This window comes from Micromonospora sp. NPDC047730 (genome assembly GCF_043204765.1).
In the GTDB taxonomy this organism is placed as follows: Bacteria; Actinomycetota; Actinomycetes; order Mycobacteriales; family Micromonosporaceae; genus Micromonospora.
This window is the reverse complement of sequence record NZ_JBIDCU010000008.1, coordinates 16,893-38,615: the sequence shown is the minus strand read 5'-3', so window position 1 is coordinate 38,615 and position 21,723 is coordinate 16,893. Positions and strand designations below refer to the sequence as shown.

The following is a 21,723-nucleotide window of genomic DNA, read 5'->3' as shown; positions in this document are numbered from 1 at the left end:
AGTGAACCGGCTCAGACCACGTCGCAGTCCACCGTGATGGTGTGGCGGGAGCCGTCGCGCAGCAGGACCGAGAACGGCTGCGGTCCGCTGCAGCTCCGGTTGGCCGAGGCCGACACCTCGAAGCGGCCCTTGCTCGCGTTGAACGTCGGCAGCGCCAGCGACGACTGGGTGCCGCCGAAGTAGCCGTGCCAGCTCACCCCGACCACGGCCCCGGAGTCGGTCACCAGCTGGCCGGCGGAATTCCGCAGCGCGAACTCGAACGTGAAGGACTGCGGCGGTGCCGCGTAGACGACCTGACCCAGCGGCGTGGTGCCACCGGGGGCGTAGAAGCCGTCGAAGGTGTACGACGTGGCGGGCCGGAGGACGTTCGCCACGACGTGGTCGGCCAGTGCGGTGCCCGAGGAGAGCCCGGCGTCCGCGTCGAACTGGTAGTGCACGCCGAGGTAGATCCGGCTGCGGGCGTTCTCCGTGGCAGCGGAGCCGAAGCTCGCGAAGCGGCGGGTCACGCCCTCTGCCTGGTCGTCGTCGGTCGTGGCGGTGAACTGGTAGTCGTCCGTGCCGAAGAAGCCCCTCATCGCGCCCGCCCACGCCCCGGCGAAGGTGGCGTGGCCGGACGCGTAGGCCGGGAACGGGGGCGAGAAGCGGAGCCCGTTCTCGTCGATGGAGAGCGGCTTCCAGTCGGCGTCGGGCTCGGTGGCCGGGTTGCCGTCGGTGCCGGCCAGCGTGATGGCGCTCTGCGGCCGCCACAGGTCGACGGTGGTCTGGTACTTGGCGTCCCAGGCCACGATGGCGGCGTCGCCCATCGCGATGCCGACCAGCCCGAAGAGCCGGGCGTTGCCCGCCTGGGTGAGCTTGGCCGACTGCGACGCGATCCGGGTGTGCGCGAAGAGCTGGCCCGGCGGCTTGTACGTGCCGTCCAGGTCGTTGGCCCAGAACCAGGCGGCCTGGGTCTGGTCTGCCGTCCGGACCGTGCTGTCGTACGCGCCGAGGCTCTTCACCTCGTTGACCTGGGCCGCGTACGCGTCGCTGCCGAGCAGGCTCTCGTAGGTGGCGAAACCGGCCGGCGGACCGGGCCGGAACTGGGTGTTCGAGGTCATCGCGAACGGCTTGACCAGCCCCCAGTTCGGCGTGGCGGCCTGCCGCCCGGGGTCGGTGTCGGTCCTGCGCCACTGGCCCGGCACCGTGCCGTCGGCGTACGTCGAGGTGTCCGGCGCCCCGTCGCCGGCCCGGAAGCTGATCATCGCCTGCGCGCTGGCCGAGCCCATGCGCTGACCGTCGCTGCGGGCGGGGGAGCTGACGATGCCCTCCTGCGCGGCCGCCAGGTCGGCGTCGAAGTTGATGCCCGGGTAGACGCTGCGCAGCGTGTCGTACGCCGCGTAGTCGATCGCGGTCGCCAGGTCCGGGATGACCCCGGCGGTCGGGGCGACCTTGATCCGGTACTGCTGGCCCAGGCAGCGGTCGGTTCCGGTGGCGCAGAGCGCCGAGTTGGCGGCGTCGTAGATCGCGCCGTGCACCATCGCCCCGGCGCGGGCCAACGGCCCGGGAGCACCGCCCACCTGGCGGTATGTGCGGAGCAGGACGTCGTTCCAGTAGAGGACGTGGTCGGCGGGACCGGCTGCCGACGCGGGGGCGGTGGGCGCCACCGCGGCGACGGTGCCGAGACTGACGGCCGTGAGCGCCAGCGCGCTCCAGCGGCGAGGGGACGTACGAAGCCAGCCCAATGCGACTCCTCGATGAGATACCTGTATCGGCCGCTGATGATGTCCACGGCCACCGAGAGCGTCGACCGGTCCGCTACGCCCCCGCTACGCTGCGGCTACCGACCGGCAACGTGACGTGGTCGGCCGGCCGGCATCGCCACCCGCACCTCGGGCGGCGGACCGCCGGGACGGTGCACGCACGGGAGCCGTCCGGCACACCGTGGGCACCGCACGGAGGCTGGCGTGACCGGGGCGGTCACGCCAGCCTCGAGGCGCCGGTGGCGTCAGGCGGCGCAGCTGTAGCTGATGGGGTGGCTCGTACCGTCGCGGAGCAGGACAGTGAGGGTCCAGGTCTTGCCCGCGCAGGCCGGCCACGTGGTCACCGGGATCTCGAACCGGCTGGTGGTGGCGTTGAAGGTCGGGGTGCCGACGGAGCTGGGGCCCGTCCAGCCGTTCCACGAGGTGCCCACGATCGCCCCCGGGTCGGCGATCAGCGTGCTGCCGGAGCGGAGGCCGAAGCTGATCGTGTGTGCGCCGGGCGTGTGGTTCTGGACCGAGGTGAGCGGCCCGCTCCCGCCGAGGTAGAAGCCGTCGAACTCGTACGTGGCGGTCGGCCGCAGGTAGTTGGCGGTGACGTGGTTGGCCACCGAGGTGCCGGAGGAGAGCCCGGCGTCCGCGTCGAACTGGTAGTGCACGCCGAGGTAGACCCGGCTGCGGGCGTTCTCGGTGGCGGCGGCGGCGAAGGTGGTGAACCAGCGCACCTCGTCGGGCGCGGAGTTCGGGTCCTCGGTGGTGGCGTTGAACCGGAAGTTGTCGGAACCGAAGAAGCTCCGCATCGCACCCGCCCAGGCGCCGGCGAAGGTGGCGTGACCGGAGGTGTACGCCGGGAATGACGGGGAGAAGCGGACCCCGCCGTCCACCGAGAGCGGCTGCCAGGTCGAGTCCGGCACCGTCGCGCTGTTGCCGTCCGACTGGGGCTCCTGGATCGCCGTCTCCGGGCGCCACAGGTCGATGCCCGTCTGGTACTTGGCGTCCCACGCCGTGATGGCCGCGTCCGCCATCGCGAAGGCGACCAGCGCGAAGAGCTTCGCGTTACCGGCCTGGGTCAGCTTCCCCTGCGTCGCCATGATCTGGGTGTGCTCGAAGAGCTGGCCCGGAGGCAGGTAACCGCCGGGCAGGTCGTTGGCCCAGAAGAAGGCCTGGCGGGTTTGGCCCGGCGTCCGCTCGGTGCTGTCGTGGCGGCCGAGGCGGCGGACCTCGTCGACCTGGGCGGCGTAGCCCTCGCTGGCGAGCAGGGCGCCGATGTCCGGGATGCCGAGCGGCGGACCGGGCCGGAACTGCGAGCCGGAGGTGAGCGCGAACGGCTTGACGCGGCCCCAGTTCGGGGTGACCGCGGGCTTGCCCTGCGTCGGACGCCACGCGCCCGCGGTCTCGCTGTACGTGTAGGCGGTCGTGTCCGTGGAGCCGTCGTCAGCCCGAAAGTCGATCATCGCCTGGGCGGCGGCGGAACCCATCCGCTGGCCGTCCGTACGGGACGGCGACGCCGCGATGCCCTCCTGGGCGGTCGCCAGCTCGTCGTCGAAGTTCAGCGTCGGGTAGAGGGTGCGCAGCACGTCGTAGGCGGCGTAGTCGATCGCGGTGGCCAGGTCGGGCTTGACGCCGATCGTCCGCGGCACCTGGATCCGGTAGGGCGTGCCCAGGCACTGGAGGGTCCCCGACACGCAGAGCACCGAGTTCGCCGCGTCGTAGATCGCTCCGTGCACCATCGCGCCGCTGCGGGAGAGCGGGCCCGGCGCGGCGGTGGCCGGACCGGGGGTCATGCCGCTCGCCAGCCGGAACGTGTCGACGAGCACCTGGTTCCAGTAGAGGACGTGGTCGGCCGGCCCGGCGGCCTGCGCCGGACTGGCGGGAACGATGACGGCGGCGGTGCCGACGCTGGCGGTGGCGACGGCCACCGCCCCCCAGCGTCGGGTCTGCCTGAACCAGCCCATAGGACTCCCTGTCGAAGCCTCGAACGGTCACGGGCACTCCGTGATCCGCTCGAAGCCTGGGCCGGCCTGCTATCCGGCGACTACGCAGGCGCTACGGCTCCACTGGGCGCCGACCAGAGTCGCTCGACCCGACGGTCTCACGGAAGGGCGGGCTCGGCGGGGCGCGGCTCCGGGCGTTCCTCGGGCCGGGGCGCGCGCAGCTCGTCGACACGCACCAGCGCGACGCCGGCGACGATCAGGGCGCCGCCGAAGAGCTGGACGACGGTCGGCAGCTCGCCCAGCACCAGCCAGGCGATGAGGACGGCGAACATCACCTCGGTCAGCCCGACGAACGACGACAGGCGGGCCCCGAGGATGCGGGTCCCGGCGATCCCGGCGAGGTACGCGACCACGGCGGCGACCAGCGACAGGCCGACGATCGGGAGCAGCCAGCTGGTGCGCTGCCCCGCGAAGGTGACCTCGCCGAAGGTGGCCCGCAACGGCAGCGCCCCGACCGCCCCGAGCAGCAACAGGACGGCCGCGCCGACGGCCATGCCGCCGCTGGCCATGGCCACCGAGGGCAGGCCCGCGTCGACCCGGCCCGCGAGCACGAAGTAGCCGGCGAGGCCGACGGCCGCCGCCAGCCCCCACAGCACACCCACCGGGTCGAGCCCGGTCGCGCCGGTCAGGTCGAGGACGAAGAACAGGCCGGCGATCGCCGCCACCGAGCCGGCCACGGTCAACCGGCGGGGGCGGTGCCCGTGGACCAGCCACATCCAGCCCACGACCAGGATGATGCCGAGGTACTCCAGCAGCAGCGCGACGCCGACCGGCAGGTAGCGGACCGCGTTGAAGAAGCAGACCTGCGCGGTGGCGACCCCGAGCAGCCCGAACACGCCGATCGCGGCGAGGTTGCGCCGCAGCACGTCCCACTTCCCCCGCAGGGACAGCGCCGCGGGGATCGCCACCACCAGCGCGGCGATGCCGACCCGGGCCGCCACGGCGGCCTCGGCGGACCACCCCGCGTCGATCAGGGAGCGGGCGAACGTGCCCGACGTGGCGAACGTGACGGCGGAGAGCAGGGCGAGGCCGAGACCGAGCCCGGCGGCGGGTGGTTGGCGCATCGGTCCGCTCCTAGCTGTCATGAGTCAACTGCCGCTATGCTCATGACGCTAGGCCGGCACCCCGACAGGAGTCAAGTTGCCTTTCGCTCATGACACGGACTGCTCCCTGACCGCCGCCGCCGCACTCGTCAACACCGACCGCCCGGACGGCGAGGGGCTGCCTGACATCGCCGCCCTGGACGCCTTCTACGTCGCGCACGGCTACACCGGGCGGCACGAGCACACCGGGGCCGAACTGCGGTCGGTACGCGACCTGCGCCCCCGGCTGCGCCGCCTCTGGTACGCCGACACCGACGAGGTGGTCGCCATCCTCAACGGGCTGCTCCGCGAGAACCGCGCGTTGCCGCAGCTCATCACGCACGACGACGAGCCGTACCACTTCCACGCCGTGCCGCGCGACGCGCCGCTGGCGACCCGGATCGCCGTGGAGGCGGCGATGGCGATGGCCGACCTGGTGCGCTACGGCGAGCTGGGCCGGCTGCGGATCTGCGACCACCCCGACTGCGCGAACGTGCTGGTCGACCTGTCGAAGAACCGTTCCCGCCGGTTCTGCGACGCGGGCTGCGGCAACCGCGCCGCCGTCGCCGCCTACCGGGCCCGCAAGGGCCGCCCCCGGCCCTGACGCGGCCCCGAGCGGCCCTGAAGCGGCCCTGAGCCGGGCCCAGCGGTCGAGGGTCGGGGGTCGGGGGTCGGGGGTTCGCCGGCGACGCGACACCCGGCGCGCCTCGGCGCACGCTGTCGAACTGTCCCGTCTGGGCGACCGCAGGCGGGACGGAACCCCGGTCCTGTGGACGGGGCAGCTCGACAGCGCCCGGCCTACTGACGCGGCCCCCGCGACCGACCGGGGCTGAACCGACCGGCGACGGCGGGGCTCAGGGGTGGGTCATCCGGAGCAGGTCGAGCGCCTCGTCGAGCTGGGTTTCGCTCAGCTTGCCCGAGTCGACGTGCCCCCGGGAGATGACCACCTCCCGGATCGAGACCTGCTTGGCCAGCGCCTCCTTGGCGATCGAGGCGGCCTCGTCGTACCCGAGGTGGCGGTTGAGCGGGGTGACGATCGAGGGCGAGCCCGCCGCGTACGCCAGACAGACCTCGGCGTCCGCGACCAGGCCGACCACCAGGCGGTCGGCGAAGAGGCGGCTCGACGCGGCGAGCAGCCGGACCGACTCCAGCAGGTTGCGACCCATCACCGGGAGCATGACGTTCAGCTCGAAGTCGCCCTGCGAACCGGCGAAGCCGACGGCGGCGTCGTTGCCGATCACCTGGGCGCAGACCTGCCGCATCGCCTCGGCGACCACCGGGTTGACCTTGCCCGGCATGATCGACGAGCCGGGTTGGAGGTCGGGGATGCGCAGCTCGCGGAGGCCGGCCCGGGGACCCGAGCCCATCCAGCGGATGTCGTTGGCGATCTTGTAGAGGCCGACGGCGAGCGTGCGCAACTGCCCCGAGGTCTCCACCAGGGCGTCCCGGGCGCCCTGCGCCTCGAAGTGGTTACGCGCCTCGGTCAGCGGCAGCCCGGTCGCGCCGCGCAGCCGCTCGATGACCTTCGCGGCGAAGCCGAGCGGAGTGTTGATGCCGGTGCCCACCGCCGTCCCGCCGAGCGGCAGCTCGGCCAGCCGGGGCAACGCCCCCTCCAGCCGCTCGATGCCGTAACGCACCTGGGCGGCGTACCCGCCGAACTCCTGACCTAGGGTCACCGGGGTGGCGTCCATCAGGTGGGTACGCCCGGCCTTGACCACGGTCTCGAACTCCGCCGCCTTGCCCTCCAGCGCCTCCGCGAGGTGGGCCAGCGCGGGCAGCAGGTCCCGCGCGACGGCCTCGGTGGCGGCCAGGTGGATCGACGACGGGAAGACGTCGTTGCTGGACTGCGAGGCGTTCACGTCGTCGTTCGGGTGCACGTCCCGGCCCAGCTCCCGGCTGGCCAGGGTGGCGATGACCTCGTTGGTGTTCATGTTCGACGACGTGCCGGAGCCGGTCTGGAACACGTCGATCGGGAACTGGTCGTCGTAGCCGCCGTCGGCCACGTGGGCCGCCGCGGCGGCGATCGCCGCGGCCACGTCCGCGTCGATCACGCCCAGCTCGCCGTTGACCTGGGCCGCCGCCCCCTTGATCTGGGCCAGCGCCCGGATCTGGGCCGGCTCGATGCCCCGGCCCGAGATCGGGAAGTTCTGCACCGCGCGCTGCGTCTGCGCCCGCCACAACGCCTCGGCGGGCACCTCCACCTCGCCCATCGAGTCGCGTTCGATCCGGTAGCCCGTCGCCTCTGGAGTCGTCACGCGTACCATCCTGCCGCGCTGGTCGTCGGGCCGCAGGGAAAGCTGCCCGGCGCTGTGCGGGGCCGGCAGCCCGACGCCGCGGCGACGCAACTCGATCCTCCTCGTACGACCCGAAATCTCGATGCCGTCCTTGCCCGACGAATCTAAGGTCATAACAACTTTCCGCACCTCACTCGGAGGTTTCATGTCGATTCGACACGGGGGCTCGGCGCGCCGGGCGGCAACGACGGCGGCTGCTCTCCTACTGGCCACGGGCGGACTGGTGGCCGTAACCGGGCAGCCAGCGGCGGCCGTGATCGACTACGTCACCCCAACCAGCGTCACGTGGACCGACGCCCAGCAGCCGGCCGGGTCCTTCTCCCCTTCGGACGACACGGTGCCCGTGGGTAGTTGGGTGGCCGACGGGGAGATGCACACCGCCCGGGCGTACTTCACCTTCGACCTGACGCCCTACCAGGGGCAGCGGGTCATCTCGGCCCGCGCGATCACCGGTGAGACGAGCGTCAACGACTGCGACAAGCCGCGCGAGATCGAGCTGTGGCGGACCGACCCGCCCGCCAGCGCCCCGACATGGAACACCGCCCCAGCGGTACGGGAGAAGGTGGCGGACATCACCTATCCCAACCTGCCCTGCGGGAGCAGCTTCATCGGGGTGATGATCACGGAGGCGGTGCGCCAGGCGGTGGCGGACGGGCAGAACCAGCTCACGCTGATGGCCCGGATCGCCGGCGACCACGAGGGGAACAAGCACTACGGCCGCCGGATCAGGAGTGTCGGCATCTCCCTGGACCACAACACACCGCCGAACGTTCCCGACCAGCTCACCGTCGACGGCACGGCGTGCGACAACCCGCTGACGATCCGCAACACCGGGCCGGCGCTCCGGGCGCGCGTCTCCGACCCCGACGTCAACGAGACCGGGGGCCACGACCAGGTGGCCGCGACCTTCGCCTGGTGGCCGGTCGACCGGCCGGCGGAGCGGACGGAGGCGACCCTCGACGGTGTGGTCGCCCCGCACCAGTACGTGTACCAACTCCCGCGGGGCCAGCTCACCCACGGGAACACCTACGCCTTCTCGGTGCGGGCGTCCGACCGGCACGACAGCTCGGACTGGTCGCCGGAGTGCCGGTTCACCGTCGACACGGTGGCGCCGGCCGCCCCGACCGTCTCCTCCGCCGACTACCCGGAGCACAGCGGCGGGCCGGGCACCGGTGGCCCCGGCATCCCGGGCAGCTTCACCTTCACGGCCGACGCCGACGACCTGACGGGCTTCTACTACGGCGAATACGGTTCGGCCCGGCACTTCGTCCCAGTGGACGCATCGGGCCGGTCGGCGACAGTGAGCTACGCGCCCGAGCGGGACGGGCCGAACAGGCTCGTCGTGCAGAGCATCGACCGGGCTGGGAACTTCTCCGAGGACACCGTCTACGAATTCTGGGTCCGCTACACCGCGCCGACGATCACGGACGAGGACCCGGAGGCGCCGGCCGGTACGCCGCGTCGGTTCACCTTCGCTCCGACCATGGAGAACGTGGTCGAGTACACGTACCGGCTCAACGAGGGCGAGGAGACCACGGTCCGTGCCGATGCCGACGGCACCGCCCAGGTCACCATCACGCCGGGGGTCTCCGACGTGTACGTCCTGTACGTCCGCAGCAGGACCGCGGACGGGCTGCCCTCGGGCGAGGCATCGATGGCCTTCTGGGTGCCGGAAGCGGCATGACGACGTAGGGGCGCCGGGCTGACCGCCCGACGCCCCTACGGCATCCACGGGTCAGCGGCGGCCGACGGTGAGCACCGGCTTGGTGACCTCGGCGAAGAAGTCGTTGCCCTTGTCGTCGACCACGATGAAGGCCGGGAAGTCCTCCACCTCGATCTTCCAGACCGCCTCCATGCCCAGCTCCGGGTATTCCAGGACCTCGACGTGCTTGATGCAGTCCTGCGCGAGCCGGGCGGCGGGGCCGCCGATCGAGCCGAGGTAGAAGCCGCCGTGCTGCTGGCAGGAGCGGGTGACCTGGGCGGACCGGTTGCCCTTGGCGAGCATCACCTGCGAACCGCCGGCGGCCTGGAACTTCTCCACGTACGCGTCCATCCGGCCGGCCGTGGTCGGGCCGAACGAGCCGGACGCGTAGCCCTCCGGGGTCTTGGCCGGGCCGGCGTAGTAGACCGCGTGGTCGCGCAGGTACTGCGGCATGGGCTCGCCGGCGTCCAGCCGCTCGGCGATCTTGGCGTGCGCGATGTCGCGGGCCACCACGAGCGGGCCGGTCAACGACAGCCGGGTCTTCACCGGGTACTTCGACAGCTCGGCGCGGATCTCGTCCATCGGCCGGTTCAGGTCGACCCGGACCACCTCGGCGGCGTCGAGCTGCGCGTCGGTGACGTCGGGCAGGTACCGCGCCGGGTCGGTTTCGAGGCGCTCCAGCCACACGCCCGACGGGGTGATCTTGGCGACCGCCTGCCGGTCCGCGGAGCAGGAGACGGCGATCGCCACCGGGCAGGAGGCGCCGTGCCGGGGCAGCCGGACCACCCGCACGTCGTGGCAGAAGTAGCGCCCGCCGAACTGCGCGCCGATGCCGAAGTTGCGGGTCAGCTCCAGCACCTCCGCCTCCAGCTCCAGGTCCCGGAAGCCGTGCGCGGTCATCGAGCCGGAGGTGGGCAGCGCGTCGAGGTACTTGGCGCTGGCGTACTTGGCGGTCTTCAGCGCGTACTCGGCGGAGGTGCCGCCGATGACGATGGCCAGGTGGTAGGGCGGGCAGGCCGAGGTGCCGATCAGCCGCAGCTTCTCCTCCAGGAACTGCATCATCCGCGTCGGGTTCAGCAGCGCCTTGGTCTCCTGGTAGAGGTACGACTTGTTGGCCGAGCCGCCGCCCTTGGCCATGAAGAGGAACTTGTACGCGTCGGGGTGGCCGTCCGGGTCCTCGGCGTAGAGCTCCACCTGCGCCGGCAGGTTGCTGCCGGTGTTGCGCTCCTCCCACATGGTGAGCGGGGCGAGCTGCGAGTAGCGCAGGTTGAGCCGGGTGTACGCCTGGTAGACGCCGCGCGAGACGGCCTCGGCGTCGCTGCCGTCGGTAAGCACGTGCCGGCCGCGCTTGCCCATCACGATCGCGGTGCCGGTGTCCTGGCACATGGGCAGGACGCCGCCGGCCGCGATGTTGGCGTTGCGCAGCAGGTCGAGCGCGACGAACCGGTCGTTCGGCGAGGCCGCCGGGTCGTCGATGATCGACCGAAGCTGGGCCAGGTGGGCGGGGCGCAGGAAGTGCGCGATGTCGTGCATCGCCTCCGCGGTGAGGGCGGTGAGCGCCGTCGGCTCCACGGTGAGGAACCGGCGGCCTCCCGGGCCGTTGACGACGTCGACGCCCTCGTCGGTGACCAGGCGGTATTCCGTCTGGTCCGGACCGGTCGGCAGCAAGGGAGCGTACGAGAACGCGGCGGCACTGCTCATGAGCGGAAAGCCTAGGGCAGAAGGGTCGATCAGTTGCACCCGCCGGGTCGGTCCTGGGATGCCGCTCTCACCCGGGGCAGAGTTCCCGCTTCGGGCCGCAGCTGTCCGCCGGCCCGGGAACCCCCGCCGTGCCGCCCGGGACACCGCCGGGACCGGGTACGCCGCCGTCGCCCGGGCCCGCCGGGGCGCCGGCCGCGCCGCCGAAGCGGACGTACCCGATCTCCCGTCCCTCGCCGATGACCATGCCGTTCGGGCCGACCGCGAGCGCGTTCGCCGCGGTCCGCAGGCTCGCCAGCTCCCTCCCGGTACGCGGGTCGAGCGCCACCAGCCGGGACGGCTTCTCGTCGGCGAGCACCGCCGCGTACGGAGTGAGCGCAGCGCCCGCCTTCGCACCGGCCGGACGGGTCCACCGGACCCGCCCGGTGCCCAACTCGTGGCTGACCACCGCCCGCTTGTCGGCCGGGCGGACCAGGGCGTGGCGGTCGTCGACGGCGAGCAGCCGCTCCCCGGCGGCGGCCACCAGCAGCAGCCGCCCGTCGTACCCGTCGAGGACCGCCTCGCGGGCGTCCGGGGCGACGCCGATCAGCACGTTCCGCGCCCCCTGCGGGTCCTCCCGCTGCACGCAGCCGGCGTTGTCGGCGGTGCGCAGGTTGAGCCCGGCCCGCTGCCAGGTCTCCCGGCCCGTCGCCGGGTCGCGGCCGGAGATGGCGAAGTAGCAGGTGCCGTCCTGGGATCGGGCGGTGATCCGCAGGAGCCGACCGCCGACCACCGACAGCCGCTCGTCCCGGCCGGGCTCGACGTTCTGGAGCACCCGCCCGGTGGCGGTGTCGAGCACGTGCACCCGGCCGTCGATGGGGAAACCGAGCAGCGGCGGCACCGCCTCCGGCCCCGCCACCTCCTCGTCGATCCGGACGGCGTCGAGCCGGCGGGTGCCGAGCAGCCCCGGGTTGTCGCCGAGCAGCCCGCTGCGCACCCCGGGCACGAAGGCCGTCCACACCGGGGCGGTGCCGCGTGGCTCCCAGGCGCTGATCGTGCAGTCGGTGGCGTCGACGCAGCGGGCGTCGAGCAGCAGGTTGCGGTACGTCCAGACGGCCACCGCGTCGCCGTCGCGCCGCCGCGTGGCGCCGGTGGTCGGGTCGAGCACCTCGTACCCCTTGACCAGGAGCTTGCCCACGACGACGACCGCGTCCCGGTCGCCGCCGGCGACCGCGGACCAGTCGGCCTTGCGCTCCCACAGCTGGTCGCCGGTGGCGAGGCTGCGCGCCTCCACCCGGGTGCGCTGCTCGACCACCACGGTGTTTCCCGCGATGGTCACGCTGCGCGGGGTGCCGCCGACCCGCTGCTGCCAGACCACGTCCGGCTCGGAGATCGGCTCGCTGCGGTCGACCCAGTCCCACACGCCGGGGAACGGGTTCCACACCCCGGTCGCGGCGAGCGCGACGACCACGATCAGCGCGAGCAGCAGCCCGCCACGCCATCCGAGGCCGCCCGCCTTCGCCACACGCACACCGTAGCGACGACCGCCGCGCTCCCGCCGTCCCGCGCCGCCGTGTCGCCGCCCTTTCTCCGCGCGGGTGCGGTAAGGAAGGGCCCCCTGTTATCGCTTTCTGTATAGGAAGGGCCCCTTCCTTACCTCTCGGCGGCGGAGCGGACCAGGGGGAGGGTGCGGTAAGGGATCTGCTCGGCCAGCGCGATGATCGTCGAGGCGCGGCGGATGCCCTCGTACGAGACGATCTGGTCGATCACCCGCTGGAGGTCGGTGTTCGAGCGGGCCACGATCCGGCAGAGCAGGTCGCTGGAGCCGGTGATGGTGTGCGCCTCCAGCACCTCCGGGATCGCGGCCAGGTGCGCGGCCACCAGGTCGTGCCCATGCCGCTGGCTGATCTCCAGCGTGACGAAGCTGGTCACCCCGAACCCGATCGCCGCCGGGGAGATCTCCGGACCGAACCCGCCGACGACCCCCCGCTCGACCAGCTTGTCGAGCCGGGCCTGCACGGTGCCCCGGGCGACCCCGAGGCGCCGGGAGCACTCCAGGACCCCGATCCGCGGCTCCTCGGCGAGCAGTTCGATCAGCCGCGCGTCGAGGGCGTCGAGCTGTACAGACTGACCAGTGTTCATGACTGAACACCCTACTTAATGCGCAAGCTGACCAGCTTCCTGGCCGACAGTTGCCCAGTGCGCCGGGTCACCGCGATCCTCGCCACAGAAACAGCAGAACCACCCGCACCGACCACGGCGGCGGCCACGAGGCCGACCGGTACTTGAGGGAGACCGCGATGACCCAGGCGATCGACCGACCCCACGGGACCGACGACGTCGACATCGACGTGCTCGTCGGCGCCGTCGACCACGACATCAGCCGCGACCCGTTCCCCGTCAAGGGCCTCGACCACGTGCACTTCCTGGTGGGCAACGCCAAGCAGGCGGCGCACTACTACTCCACCGCGTTCGGAATGACGTGCGTGGCGTACCGGGGGCCGGAGCAGGGCTACCGCGACCACGCCCAGTACGTGTTGACCAGCGGCTCGGCCCGGTTCGTGCTGACCGGCGCGGTCCGCCCGGACGCGCCCGGCGCCGAGCACGTGACCAAGCACAGCGACGGCGTCTCCGACATCGCGCTGGAGGTCCCGGACGTCGACGCCGCGTACGCGCACGCCACCGCGCAGGGCGCGACCGGCCTCGTCGAGCCGCACGACGTCAGCGACGAGCACGGCACCGTCCGGCTGGCCGCCATCGCCGCGTACGGCGACACCCGGCACACGCTGGTCGACCGGTCCCGCTACACCGGCCCGTTCCTGCCCGGCTTCGTGGCCCGCAAGCCGATCGTGGACCGGCAGCCGATGATCGACGCCGGCGTCCAGCCGAAGCGCTTCTTCCAGGCCGTCGACCACGTGGTCGGCAACGTCGAGCTCGGCCGGATGGACGAGTGGGTCGAGTTCTACAAGCGCGTCATGGGCTTCTCGAACATGGCCGAGTTCGTCGGCGACGACATCGCCACCGACTACTCGGCGCTGATGAGCAAGGTCGTCGCCAGCGGCACCCGCAAGGTGAAGTTCCCGCTCAACGAGCCGGCGATCGCCCGCAAGAAGTCGCAGATCGACGAGTACCTGGAGTTCTACCAGGGCCCGGGCGCCCAGCACATCGCCGTGGCCACCAACGACATCCTGGCCAGCGTCGACGCGATGCGCGCCGCCGGCGTCGAGTTCCTGGACACCCCGGACTCGTACTACGACGACCCGGAGCTGCGCGCCCGGATCGGCCAGGTGCGGGTGCCGATCGAGGAGCTGAAGGCCCGCAAGATCCTGGTGGACCGGGACGAGGACGGCTACCTGTTGCAGATCTTCACCAAGCCGGTGCAGGACCGCCCGACCGTCTTCTTCGAGCTGATCGAGCGGCACGGCTCGCTCGGCTTCGGCAAGGGCAACTTCAAGGCGCTCTTCGAGGCCATCGAGCGCGAGCAGGAGAAGCGCGGCAACCTGTAACACTGTCGAGCGTGACGCAGCCTCCGTCGTACCCGACGCCGCCGGCCGGTGGGCCCACGCCCGCCGCCGGCGGCTTCGCGCCGCCCTCCGGCCCGACCAGCCAGGGGTACGCGGTGCCGCCGCAGTACGCCCCACCCGGACACGTCCCGCCGCCGGGCTGGGTTCCGCCGCCCCCGGGCTGGGGCGGGCCGCCCCGCCCGACCCCGACGCTCGCGCCCGGCGGTCAGCCGCTCGCCAGCTTCGCCGACCGGCTGCTCGCCGCGCTGATCGACGTCGGGCTGAGCACGCTGGTGGCGATGGTCCTCTTCCTGCCGGCGTTCCTGCTGCTCTGGTGGAACATGATGACCGAGCTGACCCGGACCAACCCGGACGGCACCCTCGTCGAGCCGGACCCCGGGTCCTTCATGACCGACTTCATGCTGCCGATACTCCTGCTCGAACTGGGCCTGTTCGTGCTGATGCTCGGGCTCTACTGGCTCTACCACGTGGAGTACATGAAGCGCACGGGGCAGACCTTCGGCAAGCGGGTGATGAAGCTGCGGGTCGTGCCGCTCGACCCGGCCGCCACGCTGGACCGGCGGATGGCCGGCAAGCGGTACGCCGTGCAGCACGTCGCCGCGATGTTCCTCCCCGGCCTCAGCTACCTCGACGGGCTCTGGCAACTGTGGGACAAGCCCTGGCAGCAGTGCCTCCACGACAAGTTCGCCGGCACCGTCGTCGTTAAGGTGTCTGCGTGAGCGAGCGCAGCGAGGCCAGGCCGTGAGCGTCGAACCGGGCTGGTACGTCGACCCGGCCGATCCGGACACCCGACGCTGGTGGGACGGCGAGGGCTGGATCGGCGCGCCGATCCCCGTCGACGCCACCCCGCCCGAGGGACCACCGCCGCCCGCGCCCGCGCCCGCCCCGACGCCGCCCGCGGCACCGGTCTCCGCGCCGGGCGCGCCCGCGGGCCGGCAACCCCACCCCGGGCAGCCGTACCCGTGGCAGCCGCCGGGGGGCCACGGTCATCCGCAGGGGCCGCCGCCCGGCTGGGCGCCGGGGAACTGGCCGGGACGGCCGCCGGAGCCCCGCCCGCACGGGCTCCCGCTGGCCGGCTTCGGCGCCCGGCTGGTCGCCCGGCTGATCGACTTCGCCATCGTGTTCGCCCTGAACGCCGTGGTGAACGGCTGGTTCGTGTGGCGGCTGGTCGAGGAGGTCACCCCGTACTGGCGGGAGGTGTTCCGGCGGGCGCTGGCCGGCGACACCTCCACCGAGGGGCTGCCGCAGCCCAGCGAGCAGGCCGGCGGCCTCCAGGTCGTCATCCTGCTGATCGCCACCGCGCTCTGGCTCGCGTACGAGGTGCCGACGACGGCCGCCGGCGGGCAGACCTTCGGCAAGCGGGTGGTGGGCATCAAGGTGCTCCCGGTGGCCGCCGACGAGCCGCTCGGCTTCGGTCGGGCGCTGCGCCGGTGGAACACCCTCGGCCTGCCCACCCTGCTGTGGTACTGCTGCGGCCTCGGCCTGCTGCTCCAGCTCGTCGACGCGCTCTCCCCGCTCTTCGACCACCCGCTGCGCCAGGCCCTGCACGACAAGCGGGCGCAGACCGTGGTGGTCCAACTACCCCGCACCCGCCGGACCACCCCGGACCGCACCGACCCCTCGGGAGACACCCCATGACCGACACCGGACGCCACCAGCCGGCGCTGCGGCTGACCCGCGCCGACCTGGACGCGCTGCCCAACTACGTGCCCGGCCGCAGCCCGGCCGACCTGGCCCGCGAACTCGGGCTCCCCGAGGCGATCAAGCTGGCCAGCAACGAGGTCCCGTACGGGCCGCTGCCCGGCGTGGTGGAGGCCGTCGCCGAAGCCGTCACCGGGGTGCACCGCTACCCGGACATGGGCGTGGTCGCGCTGCGCGAGGCGCTGGCCGAGCGGTACGGCGTGGACCCCGACCGGATCGCCACCGGCTGCGGCTCGGTGGCGCTGGCCGAGCACCTCGTCCGGGCCACCTGCCTGCCCGGGGACGAGTTGCTCTACTCGTGGCGCTCCTTCGAGGCGTACCCGATCATCGCGGCGACCAGCGGCGCGACCAGCGTGCGGGTGCCCAACGACGCCGGGCACGGGCACGACCTGGCCGCGATGGCGGCGGCGGTGACCGACCGGACCCGGATGATCCTGGTCTGCAACCCGAACAACCCCACCGGCACCTCGGTACGCCGGGCCGAGCTGGACCGGTTCCTCGACGCGGTCGGCGAGGACGTGCTCGTGGTCATCGACGAGGCGTACCGGGAGTTCGTCACCGACCCCGATGTGCCGGACGGGCTCACCTACCTCGACCGGCCGAACGTGGTCGTGCTGCGGACGCTCTCCAAGGCCTGGGGCCTGGCCGGCCTGCGGATCGGCTTCCTGGTCGCCCAGCCGGCGGTGGCGGCGGCCGTGCGCAAGGTCGTCACGCCGTTCTCCACCAGCATGGCCGCGCAGGCGGGCGCGCTCGCCGCGCTCGGCCAGGCCGACGAGGTTCAGCGGCGGTGCGGCCTCGTCGTGGCGGAGCGCGACCGAGTGACCGAGGCGCTGCGCAAGCTCGTCCCGGACGTGCCGGACAGCCAGGCGAACTTCGTCTGGCTGCCGCTGGGCGACCGGGCGGTGGACTTCGGCAAGGCGTGCGAGGCCCGGGGCGTGATCGTCCGGCCGTTCCCCGGCGACGGGGTCCGGGTCACCATCGGCACCCCGGCCGAGAACGACGCCTTCCTCGCCGCCGCCGAGGCGGCGCTGGCCTGAGCCGGGTCGCCCCGATCCGGCCGGCTGCGGGACGCCCGTCGGCCGGCCGGGTCGGGCGCCCGGCGGTGACCGGGCCGGTCCGCCATCCCCCCGCGGACCGGCCCGGACGTCTCAGGCGGCCGGGCACTGGCGGCCGGAGACCAGGGACCGTCGGGCAGGCGGCGGTCCAGGACGACCCGGACGGTGGCCGTCCGGCCGGACGGCGCGGCGTCGGCAGGCGAGGCGGTGACCAGGATCAGGATCGCGCCCAACAGGGCAGCCAGGAGACGCACAAGTGGGACTATAGGTAACTTATGTCCGTTTTGTCGAGTAGCCGGGCGGGCGGCGTCCTCACGTCGCGGCGAGGATCACCGGTTCCGAGGTGAGGTAGTAGCGCTGATCGTCCCCCGTCGGGTCGACCGGCTCGCGGAGCCGCTCCACGGCCACGAAGCCGTCCGCCGCGTACGCCGCGCCGGGCACCCAGCCGATCCCGTCCGAGCCCGCGTTCAACGCGAACCAGGACCGCTGCGCCCCCGTCACCGGGTCCAGCGTCACCAGGTCGTTCGTCTCGGTCAGCAGGTGCACCCGGCCGGGCTGGACGGCGATCAGCCGCGCCGCCGGCAGGTCGGGACGGCGCCACAGCTCCGCGCCGGTACGGGCCGAACGGGCGACCGGCACCCCGTCGACCACCGCCACCGCCGTCCCGTCGACGAGTTCGGCGTCCGGCCGGTCCAGGGCGGGGACGGGGACCGGCTCCCCGTCGCCGACCAGCCACCCCCGGCCCGCGTCCTCCCCCGGCGCGGCGGTCCGCAGGGCGGTGCACCCGACCCGGCCGGTCCCGCAGCCCACCGGCGTCGCCACCAGCTCGTCGCCGGCCCCGGGCGGCCGCCAACGGACGCCGACCACGCCGGTCGCGACGTCGCGGAACTCCACCACGGCCGGACCCGCGCACGCGTCCACGGTGATCAGCTGCCCCGACGCCGTCGTGCCGACCGCCTCCCGGCAGCCGGGGTCCGCGTCGGCCCGCCAGAGCTCACGGCCGTCGGCCAGGTCGATGCCGCGGGCACCCACGCCCGTCGCCACCACCACCTGCCGGCCGTCGGCGGCCCGGGCGACGAAGACACCTCGGGGATCCCAGACCGTGGCCGCGCCGGTGCGCCGAACCGTCCGCTCCCCGACCGGCGCCGGCCCCGCCGCCTCCCAGGCCACCCGGCCGGTACGCGCGTCCAACGCCACGAGCCGCCCGTCCGACCAACGGCTGACCACCGTCGTCCCGCTCGCGACCACCCCGTCCAGCTCCGCCGGCCACCGCCGGTATGACCAGTACGGGGTGGTCCGGTGCCGGCCGCCGACCGGCCGGTCGGCGTAGATCTGGCGGTGGGCGGCGTAGACCCGCAGCCGGCCGTCCACGATCAGCGGGGCGACCGGGAGCCGGCCGACCACGCCGACGGCCGCGGCGGCGGCCGGCGGGTACGCGCCCCGGGCGGGCGTGCTGACCTCGGCGGGGGCGAGCACCCGGTGGACCGTCGCCGCGACGGCGGCGGTGGCGAGCAGCGCCGCGACCGCCACCACGATCCGTCGCCGGCCCTTCGGGAACCCCATGCGCACCTCCGCCCGGCACCCTACCCAGCGGGGCCGGTCAGGGCCCTGTCAGGTCGCCGCGCGCCCTCAGGCCGCCTCGGCGGTGCCGGTGGCCGCCGCCGCGGCCAGGTCGGCGAGGTCCTGCCGCAGGGCGCGCTCGACCGCCCGGGCGGCCAGCCCGCCGAGCAGCAGCGCGACCACCCGGCCGTACGGGGCGGTCGGCACCGCCTCCTGCTCGACGGTGACGGCGGTGCAGCCGCGGCGACGCCGCTCGACCGGGCGCAGCGTCCAGGTGATCCGGTAGTCCACCCCGGCGCCCCGTGAGCCGAGCACCAACCGCCGGGGCGGCTCGGCCTCGATGACGACGAACTCCTCGACCAGCGCCGTGCCGTCGGGCTGGGAACGGGTCTCCCGCCAGGCGGTGCCCGGGCCGAACGCGCCGGGGGTGAGCACCTCCACCGGGCCGGTGAAGCGCCGGGTGCGGGTGGTCAGGTCGGTCAGCAGCCGCCAGAGGTCGGCGTCGTGCGCCTCCACGAACTCCGTGACCGCCACCGTCGACATGCCACCTCCCGTGGCGTCGACGGTACGCCGGGTGAGCGCGGAACGGGGCCCCCGGGAGCGGAATTCCGCCGCCGGAGGCCCCGATCCCGGGCCGGGGCCCGGTCAGCGGCCGAACCGACCGGCCCGGATCCCGCCCACGAAGGCCGCCCACCCCGGCGGGCTGACCGCCAGCGTGGGGCCGGACTGGTCCTTGGAGTCGCGTACGCCCACCACACCGAGGACGTCGACCAGGTTGTCCGCCACCTCCACGCAGAGGCCCTGGTCGTTCGAGCGGCTGCTGGTACGCCAGACCGCGCCCGGGAGATCGTTCATCGTCGTCACCTTTCCTGTCGTCGGGACGCCCGCCGGCGGCCGGGACCGGGACCGGAAAAGGAGGCGTCCGGCTCGGCCCGGCGCGGCATGGCGACGGAATCCGCGACGATCAACGGGGAAACGACGGACCCCGGTCGCACCATCTGTGCGACCGGGGTCCGTCGTGCGCGGAGGTGGGCGGGGACGGGTTGGCGCAGGTGACGCCGGCCGTTCGCGCGCCCGTCGGCGGGCAGGTCAGCGCGCGGCGGTGACCGTCCCGGTCACCTCGCCCAGGGCGATGGTGGTGCCGTCCGGGCCGGGCGCGGTGGCCGTGATGCTCACCGTGTCGCCATCCTCCAGGAACGTGCGGGTCTCGCCCCCGGCGAACTTCACCGGCTCGGCCCCACCCCACGTCAGCTCCAGGAACGAGCCGACCTGCCCCCGCTCCGGCCCGGAGACGGTGCCCGAGGCGTAGAGGTCGCCGGTGCGCAGCGAGGCGCCGTTGACGGTCAGGTGGGCCAACTGTTGCGCCGGCGTCCAGTACATGGTGGCGAACGGCGGCTCGCTGACGCGCTCACCGTTCCACTCCACCGCAAGGCGCAGGTCCAGCCCGAGGTGCGGCACGTCGCGCAGGTAGTCGGCGACCGGCGGGTCCTGGTCGGGCGCGGGGACGAAGGCGTCGCCGAGCGCGTCCAGCGGGGTCACCCAGGCGGACACCGAGGTGGCGAAGGACTTGCCCAGGAACGGGCCGAGCGGCTGGTACTCCCAGGCCTGGATGTCCCGGGCCGACCAGTCGTTGACCAGCACCACGCCGAAGACGTGGTCGGCGAAGCCGTCGGCGGGGACCCGCGTGCCCAGCCGGCTGGGCACGCCGACCACGAAGCCGACCTCGGCCTCGATGTCGAGGCGTACGGACGGGCCGGTGACCGGGCCCTGCGCGGTGGCCCGCTGCCCGCTGGGCCGCACGACCGGGGTGCCGGAGACGACCACCGTGCCGGCCCGGCCGTGGTAGCCGATCGGCAGGTGCTTCCAGTTCGGCAGCAGGGGCGGCTGACCGGGGCGGAAGATCTGCCCCACGTTGCCCGCGTGGTGCTCGGAGGAGTAGAAGTCGACGTAGTCGGCCACGTCGAACGGCAGCACCATCCGCACCTCGTCCAGCGGCACCAGCAGCGGCTCCACCGCCGGCCGGTGGGCTGCGTCGGTGAGCAGCTCGGTCACCCGCTGCCGGACGGCCGTCCACTGTGGGCGACCGAGGGCCATGAAGTCGTTGAGAGTGGGCCGGCCCAGCGTGCCGGCCGCCAGCACCAGGCCGGCCGCCTCCGCGCCGGCCAGGTCGAGCACGAAGTCGGCGATCCGTACGCCGACGCGCGGCTCGCGCTCCCCCTGGCGGAACACCCCGTACGGCAGGTTGGCCACCCCGTACGGCGATCCGTCGGCACCCGTCACCCAGCTCATGCCGGCCCTCCGCTGCGCCGAACGGTCCGAGCCCCGGCCGCGTCGGTGGATGCCGCAGCATCGACACGGCCTCGGCCGGGGGTCGGACCGTGAGCAGTGCCGCCCTGAGGCGTCACCGGCCTGCAAAGATGATTCGCTCGCTGACGCTCGCTCATGCGTCGAAGCCCCCGTTCACCAGCCCCAGCCGGATCAGATCGGTCAGTGGTTCCAGGATGCTGCACGAGCCGAAGCCGACCCACAGCGGGCGCGCGGCGGCCAGCGCGTCCTCGACGCGCTGCACCAGCGGGCGCGGGTCGGTCGCGGTGAGCAGCTCGGCGACCCGCTCCACCCCGGCGCCCTCGGCGGCGGCCAGCGTCGCGGCCAGCACGTTGGCGAAGCCGTGGTGGGTGAAGCCGGTCTCCGGGTCGAGGTGCCGGACCGCCTCGTGCAGCCCGGCGGTCAGCTTGAACGGCAGGCCCCGGTCCCGGCAGGCGCAGATCACCGCGGCCAGCTCGGCCGGGGTCGGGAAGAGCTCGGCGGCCAGCCCGCCGGTGCGGAACTTCGCCGCGACCGGCAGCCCCTCGGCGCGGGCCGCGGCGAGCGCGTCCAGCGCCCCCATCAGCCCGAACGTCAACGGCACCTCGGCGTAGACGGCGAGCCCGCCGGCGGCGGGACCGTCGGCGGCGGGACCGTCGGCGGCGGGACCGTCGGCCCGGTTCGCCCGCCGGGCCAGCCCGACCAGCTCGGTCAGGCCCGGCAGCGGGTCCTCGCCGCGCTTCGCGACCGCGGCCTCGACCTGCCGGACGCGGATGCGCGGGTCGACCCCGGCCCGCGCCTCGTCGAGCCGGGCGACCGGCACGTCGCCGATGACGCCGACCTCGATCTCCTCCCCCGGGTCGAGCAGCCCGGCCAGCTCGGGCAGCCGCGAGGCGGGGACCAGGAGCGGGCCGACCAGGTCGGCGTACCAGGAGGCGCGGTGCCGCCGGTGCGCGGCGACGGCGTCGGGCAGCGGCGCGCTGCCGGGCGGGAAGACGGCGGCGTCGTCGACGAGGCCGTCGAGAAGCGCGGGCACCTGCGTTGACACGAGACAAGAATGTACGGGACGCTACGAGGAACGGACAACAGCGTCC

The 21,723-nt window shown here is 73.6% G+C and carries 18 protein-coding genes; 6 read left to right on the top strand and 12 right to left on the bottom strand.

Features of this window, described 5'->3' with window-relative positions:
• Positions 1-11: 11 nt before the first annotated feature.
• The 3 genes from ACGF5G_RS19400 to ACGF5G_RS19390 form a co-directional block, all read right to left on the bottom strand.
• Positions 12-1,721: a vanadium-dependent haloperoxidase gene (locus tag ACGF5G_RS19400; protein WP_393264534.1), complete on the bottom strand. Its 1,710-nt coding sequence runs from the start codon at positions 1,719-1,721 to the stop codon at positions 12-14.
• Between the two features lie 263 nt (positions 1,722-1,984).
• Complete coding sequence (locus ACGF5G_RS19395) at positions 1,985-3,691, bottom strand: vanadium-dependent haloperoxidase (protein WP_393264531.1); 1,707 nt, start codon at positions 3,689-3,691, stop codon at positions 1,985-1,987.
• A gap of 137 nt (positions 3,692-3,828) precedes the next feature.
• The gene (locus ACGF5G_RS19390; protein WP_393264528.1) at positions 3,829-4,794 is read right to left on the bottom strand and encodes a DMT family transporter; all 966 of its coding nucleotides are present in this window, start codon (positions 4,792-4,794) and stop codon (positions 3,829-3,831) included.
• 76 nt (positions 4,795-4,870) lie between these two features.
• On the opposite strand from ACGF5G_RS19390, the gene ACGF5G_RS19385 reads away from it, so the two are divergent.
• The gene (locus tag ACGF5G_RS19385; RefSeq protein WP_393264526.1) at positions 4,871-5,416 is read left to right on the top strand and encodes a CGNR zinc finger domain-containing protein; all 546 of its coding nucleotides are present in this window, start codon (positions 4,871-4,873) and stop codon (positions 5,414-5,416) included.
• A 250-nt stretch (positions 5,417-5,666) separates the two neighbouring features.
• On the opposite strand, the gene ACGF5G_RS19380 is transcribed toward ACGF5G_RS19385, so the two are convergent.
• The gene (locus ACGF5G_RS19380; RefSeq protein WP_363700898.1) at positions 5,667-7,076 is read right to left on the bottom strand and encodes a class II fumarate hydratase; all 1,410 of its coding nucleotides are present in this window, start codon (positions 7,074-7,076) and stop codon (positions 5,667-5,669) included.
• Positions 7,077-7,251: 175 nt separating this feature from the next.
• Here ACGF5G_RS19380 and ACGF5G_RS19375 point away from each other — a divergent pair, with 175 nt between their 5' ends.
• On the top strand, positions 7,252-8,790 hold the full coding sequence (locus ACGF5G_RS19375; protein ID WP_393264523.1) for a hypothetical protein: 1,539 nt from the start codon (positions 7,252-7,254) through the stop codon (positions 8,788-8,790).
• A gap of 51 nt (positions 8,791-8,841) precedes the next feature.
• On the opposite strand, the gene ACGF5G_RS19370 is transcribed toward ACGF5G_RS19375, so the two are convergent.
• The 3 genes from ACGF5G_RS19370 to ACGF5G_RS19360 all read right to left on the bottom strand — a co-directional run bounded on the left by ACGF5G_RS19370 (position 8,842) and on the right by ACGF5G_RS19360 (position 12,627).
• Entirely contained in the window at positions 8,842-10,509 is a 1,668-nt protein-coding gene (locus tag ACGF5G_RS19370; RefSeq protein WP_357702141.1) for a fumarate hydratase, read from the bottom strand.
• Between the two features lie 67 nt (positions 10,510-10,576).
• Positions 10,577-12,010 carry a PQQ-binding-like beta-propeller repeat protein gene (locus ACGF5G_RS19365; protein ID WP_393264520.1) on the bottom strand — a complete coding sequence of 478 codons (1,434 nt, stop codon included), beginning with the start codon at positions 12,008-12,010 and terminating at the stop codon, positions 10,577-10,579.
• Positions 12,011-12,138: 128 nt separating this feature from the next.
• Complete coding sequence (locus ACGF5G_RS19360) at positions 12,139-12,627, bottom strand: Lrp/AsnC family transcriptional regulator (RefSeq protein WP_393264517.1); 489 nt, start codon at positions 12,625-12,627, stop codon at positions 12,139-12,141.
• A gap of 158 nt (positions 12,628-12,785) precedes the next feature.
• Here ACGF5G_RS19360 and hppD point away from each other — a divergent pair, with 158 nt between their 5' ends.
• From hppD to hisC, 4 genes are read left to right on the top strand one after another with little or no spacing between them, the layout of a single operon-like run.
• Positions 12,786-13,991, top strand: a complete 1,206-nt coding sequence (gene hppD / locus ACGF5G_RS19355; protein WP_393264515.1) for a 4-hydroxyphenylpyruvate dioxygenase — start codon at positions 12,786-12,788, stop codon at positions 13,989-13,991.
• Between the two features lie 11 nt (positions 13,992-14,002).
• The gene (locus tag ACGF5G_RS19350; protein ID WP_393264514.1) at positions 14,003-14,728 is read left to right on the top strand and encodes an RDD family protein; all 726 of its coding nucleotides are present in this window, start codon (positions 14,003-14,005) and stop codon (positions 14,726-14,728) included.
• 22 nt (positions 14,729-14,750) lie between these two features.
• On the top strand, positions 14,751-15,647 hold the full coding sequence (locus ACGF5G_RS19345; protein WP_393264513.1) for an RDD family protein: 897 nt from the start codon (positions 14,751-14,753) through the stop codon (positions 15,645-15,647).
• Positions 15,644-16,747: a histidinol-phosphate transaminase gene (gene hisC / locus ACGF5G_RS19340; protein ID WP_393264511.1), complete on the top strand. Its 1,104-nt coding sequence runs from the start codon at positions 15,644-15,646 to the stop codon at positions 16,745-16,747. Before ACGF5G_RS19345 ends, hisC begins: the two co-directional genes overlap by 4 nt.
• Positions 16,748-17,077: 330 nt before the next feature.
• Here hisC and ACGF5G_RS19335 read toward each other — a convergent pair whose 3' ends face one another.
• The 5 genes from ACGF5G_RS19335 to ACGF5G_RS19315 form a co-directional block, all read right to left on the bottom strand.
• A complete protein-coding gene (locus tag ACGF5G_RS19335; protein WP_393264508.1) occupies positions 17,078-18,328 on the bottom strand; it encodes a PQQ-binding-like beta-propeller repeat protein in 1,251 nt (416 codons plus the stop codon).
• A gap of 66 nt (positions 18,329-18,394) precedes the next feature.
• Positions 18,395-18,868: an SRPBCC family protein gene (locus ACGF5G_RS19330; RefSeq protein WP_350706752.1), complete on the bottom strand. Its 474-nt coding sequence runs from the start codon at positions 18,866-18,868 to the stop codon at positions 18,395-18,397.
• 102 nt (positions 18,869-18,970) lie between these two features.
• Positions 18,971-19,180, bottom strand: a complete 210-nt coding sequence (locus ACGF5G_RS19325; RefSeq protein ID WP_393264507.1) for a DUF397 domain-containing protein — start codon at positions 19,178-19,180, stop codon at positions 18,971-18,973.
• 234 nt (positions 19,181-19,414) lie between these two features.
• Entirely contained in the window at positions 19,415-20,614 is a 1,200-nt protein-coding gene (gene fahA / locus ACGF5G_RS19320; RefSeq protein WP_393264505.1) for a fumarylacetoacetase, read from the bottom strand.
• Positions 20,615-20,765: 151 nt separating this feature from the next.
• On the bottom strand, positions 20,766-21,677 hold the full coding sequence (locus ACGF5G_RS19315; RefSeq protein WP_393264504.1) for a hypothetical protein: 912 nt from the start codon (positions 21,675-21,677) through the stop codon (positions 20,766-20,768).
• Positions 21,678-21,723: the final 46 nt, after the last annotated feature.

Coding starts and splice junctions, on each gene's coding strand:
- hisC (WP_393264511.1), top strand. CDS start 15,644: ATGACCGACACCGGACGCCACCAGCCGGCGCTGCGGCTGACCCGCGCC.
- fahA (WP_393264505.1), bottom strand. CDS start 20,614: ATGAGCTGGGTGACGGGTGCCGACGGATCGCCGTACGGGGTGGCCAAC.
- ACGF5G_RS19335 (WP_393264508.1), bottom strand. CDS start 18,328: ATGGGGTTCCCGAAGGGCCGGCGACGGATCGTGGTGGCGGTCGCGGCG.
- ACGF5G_RS19390 (WP_393264528.1), bottom strand. CDS start 4,794: ATGCGCCAACCACCCGCCGCCGGGCTCGGTCTCGGCCTCGCCCTGCTC.
- ACGF5G_RS19380 (WP_363700898.1), bottom strand. CDS start 7,076: ATGGTACGCGTGACGACTCCAGAGGCGACGGGCTACCGGATCGAACGC.
- hppD (WP_393264515.1), top strand. CDS start 12,786: ATGACCCAGGCGATCGACCGACCCCACGGGACCGACGACGTCGACATC.
- ACGF5G_RS19330 (WP_350706752.1), bottom strand. CDS start 18,868: ATGTCGACGGTGGCGGTCACGGAGTTCGTGGAGGCGCACGACGCCGAC.
- ACGF5G_RS19360 (WP_393264517.1), bottom strand. CDS start 12,627: ATGAACACTGGTCAGTCTGTACAGCTCGACGCCCTCGACGCGCGGCTG.
- ACGF5G_RS19395 (WP_393264531.1), bottom strand. CDS start 3,691: ATGGGCTGGTTCAGGCAGACCCGACGCTGGGGGGCGGTGGCCGTCGCC.
- ACGF5G_RS19325 (WP_393264507.1), bottom strand. CDS start 19,180: ATGAACGATCTCCCGGGCGCGGTCTGGCGTACCAGCAGCCGCTCGAAC.
- ACGF5G_RS19370 (WP_357702141.1), bottom strand. CDS start 10,509: ATGAGCAGTGCCGCCGCGTTCTCGTACGCTCCCTTGCTGCCGACCGGT.
- ACGF5G_RS19375 (WP_393264523.1), top strand. CDS start 7,252: ATGTCGATTCGACACGGGGGCTCGGCGCGCCGGGCGGCAACGACGGCG.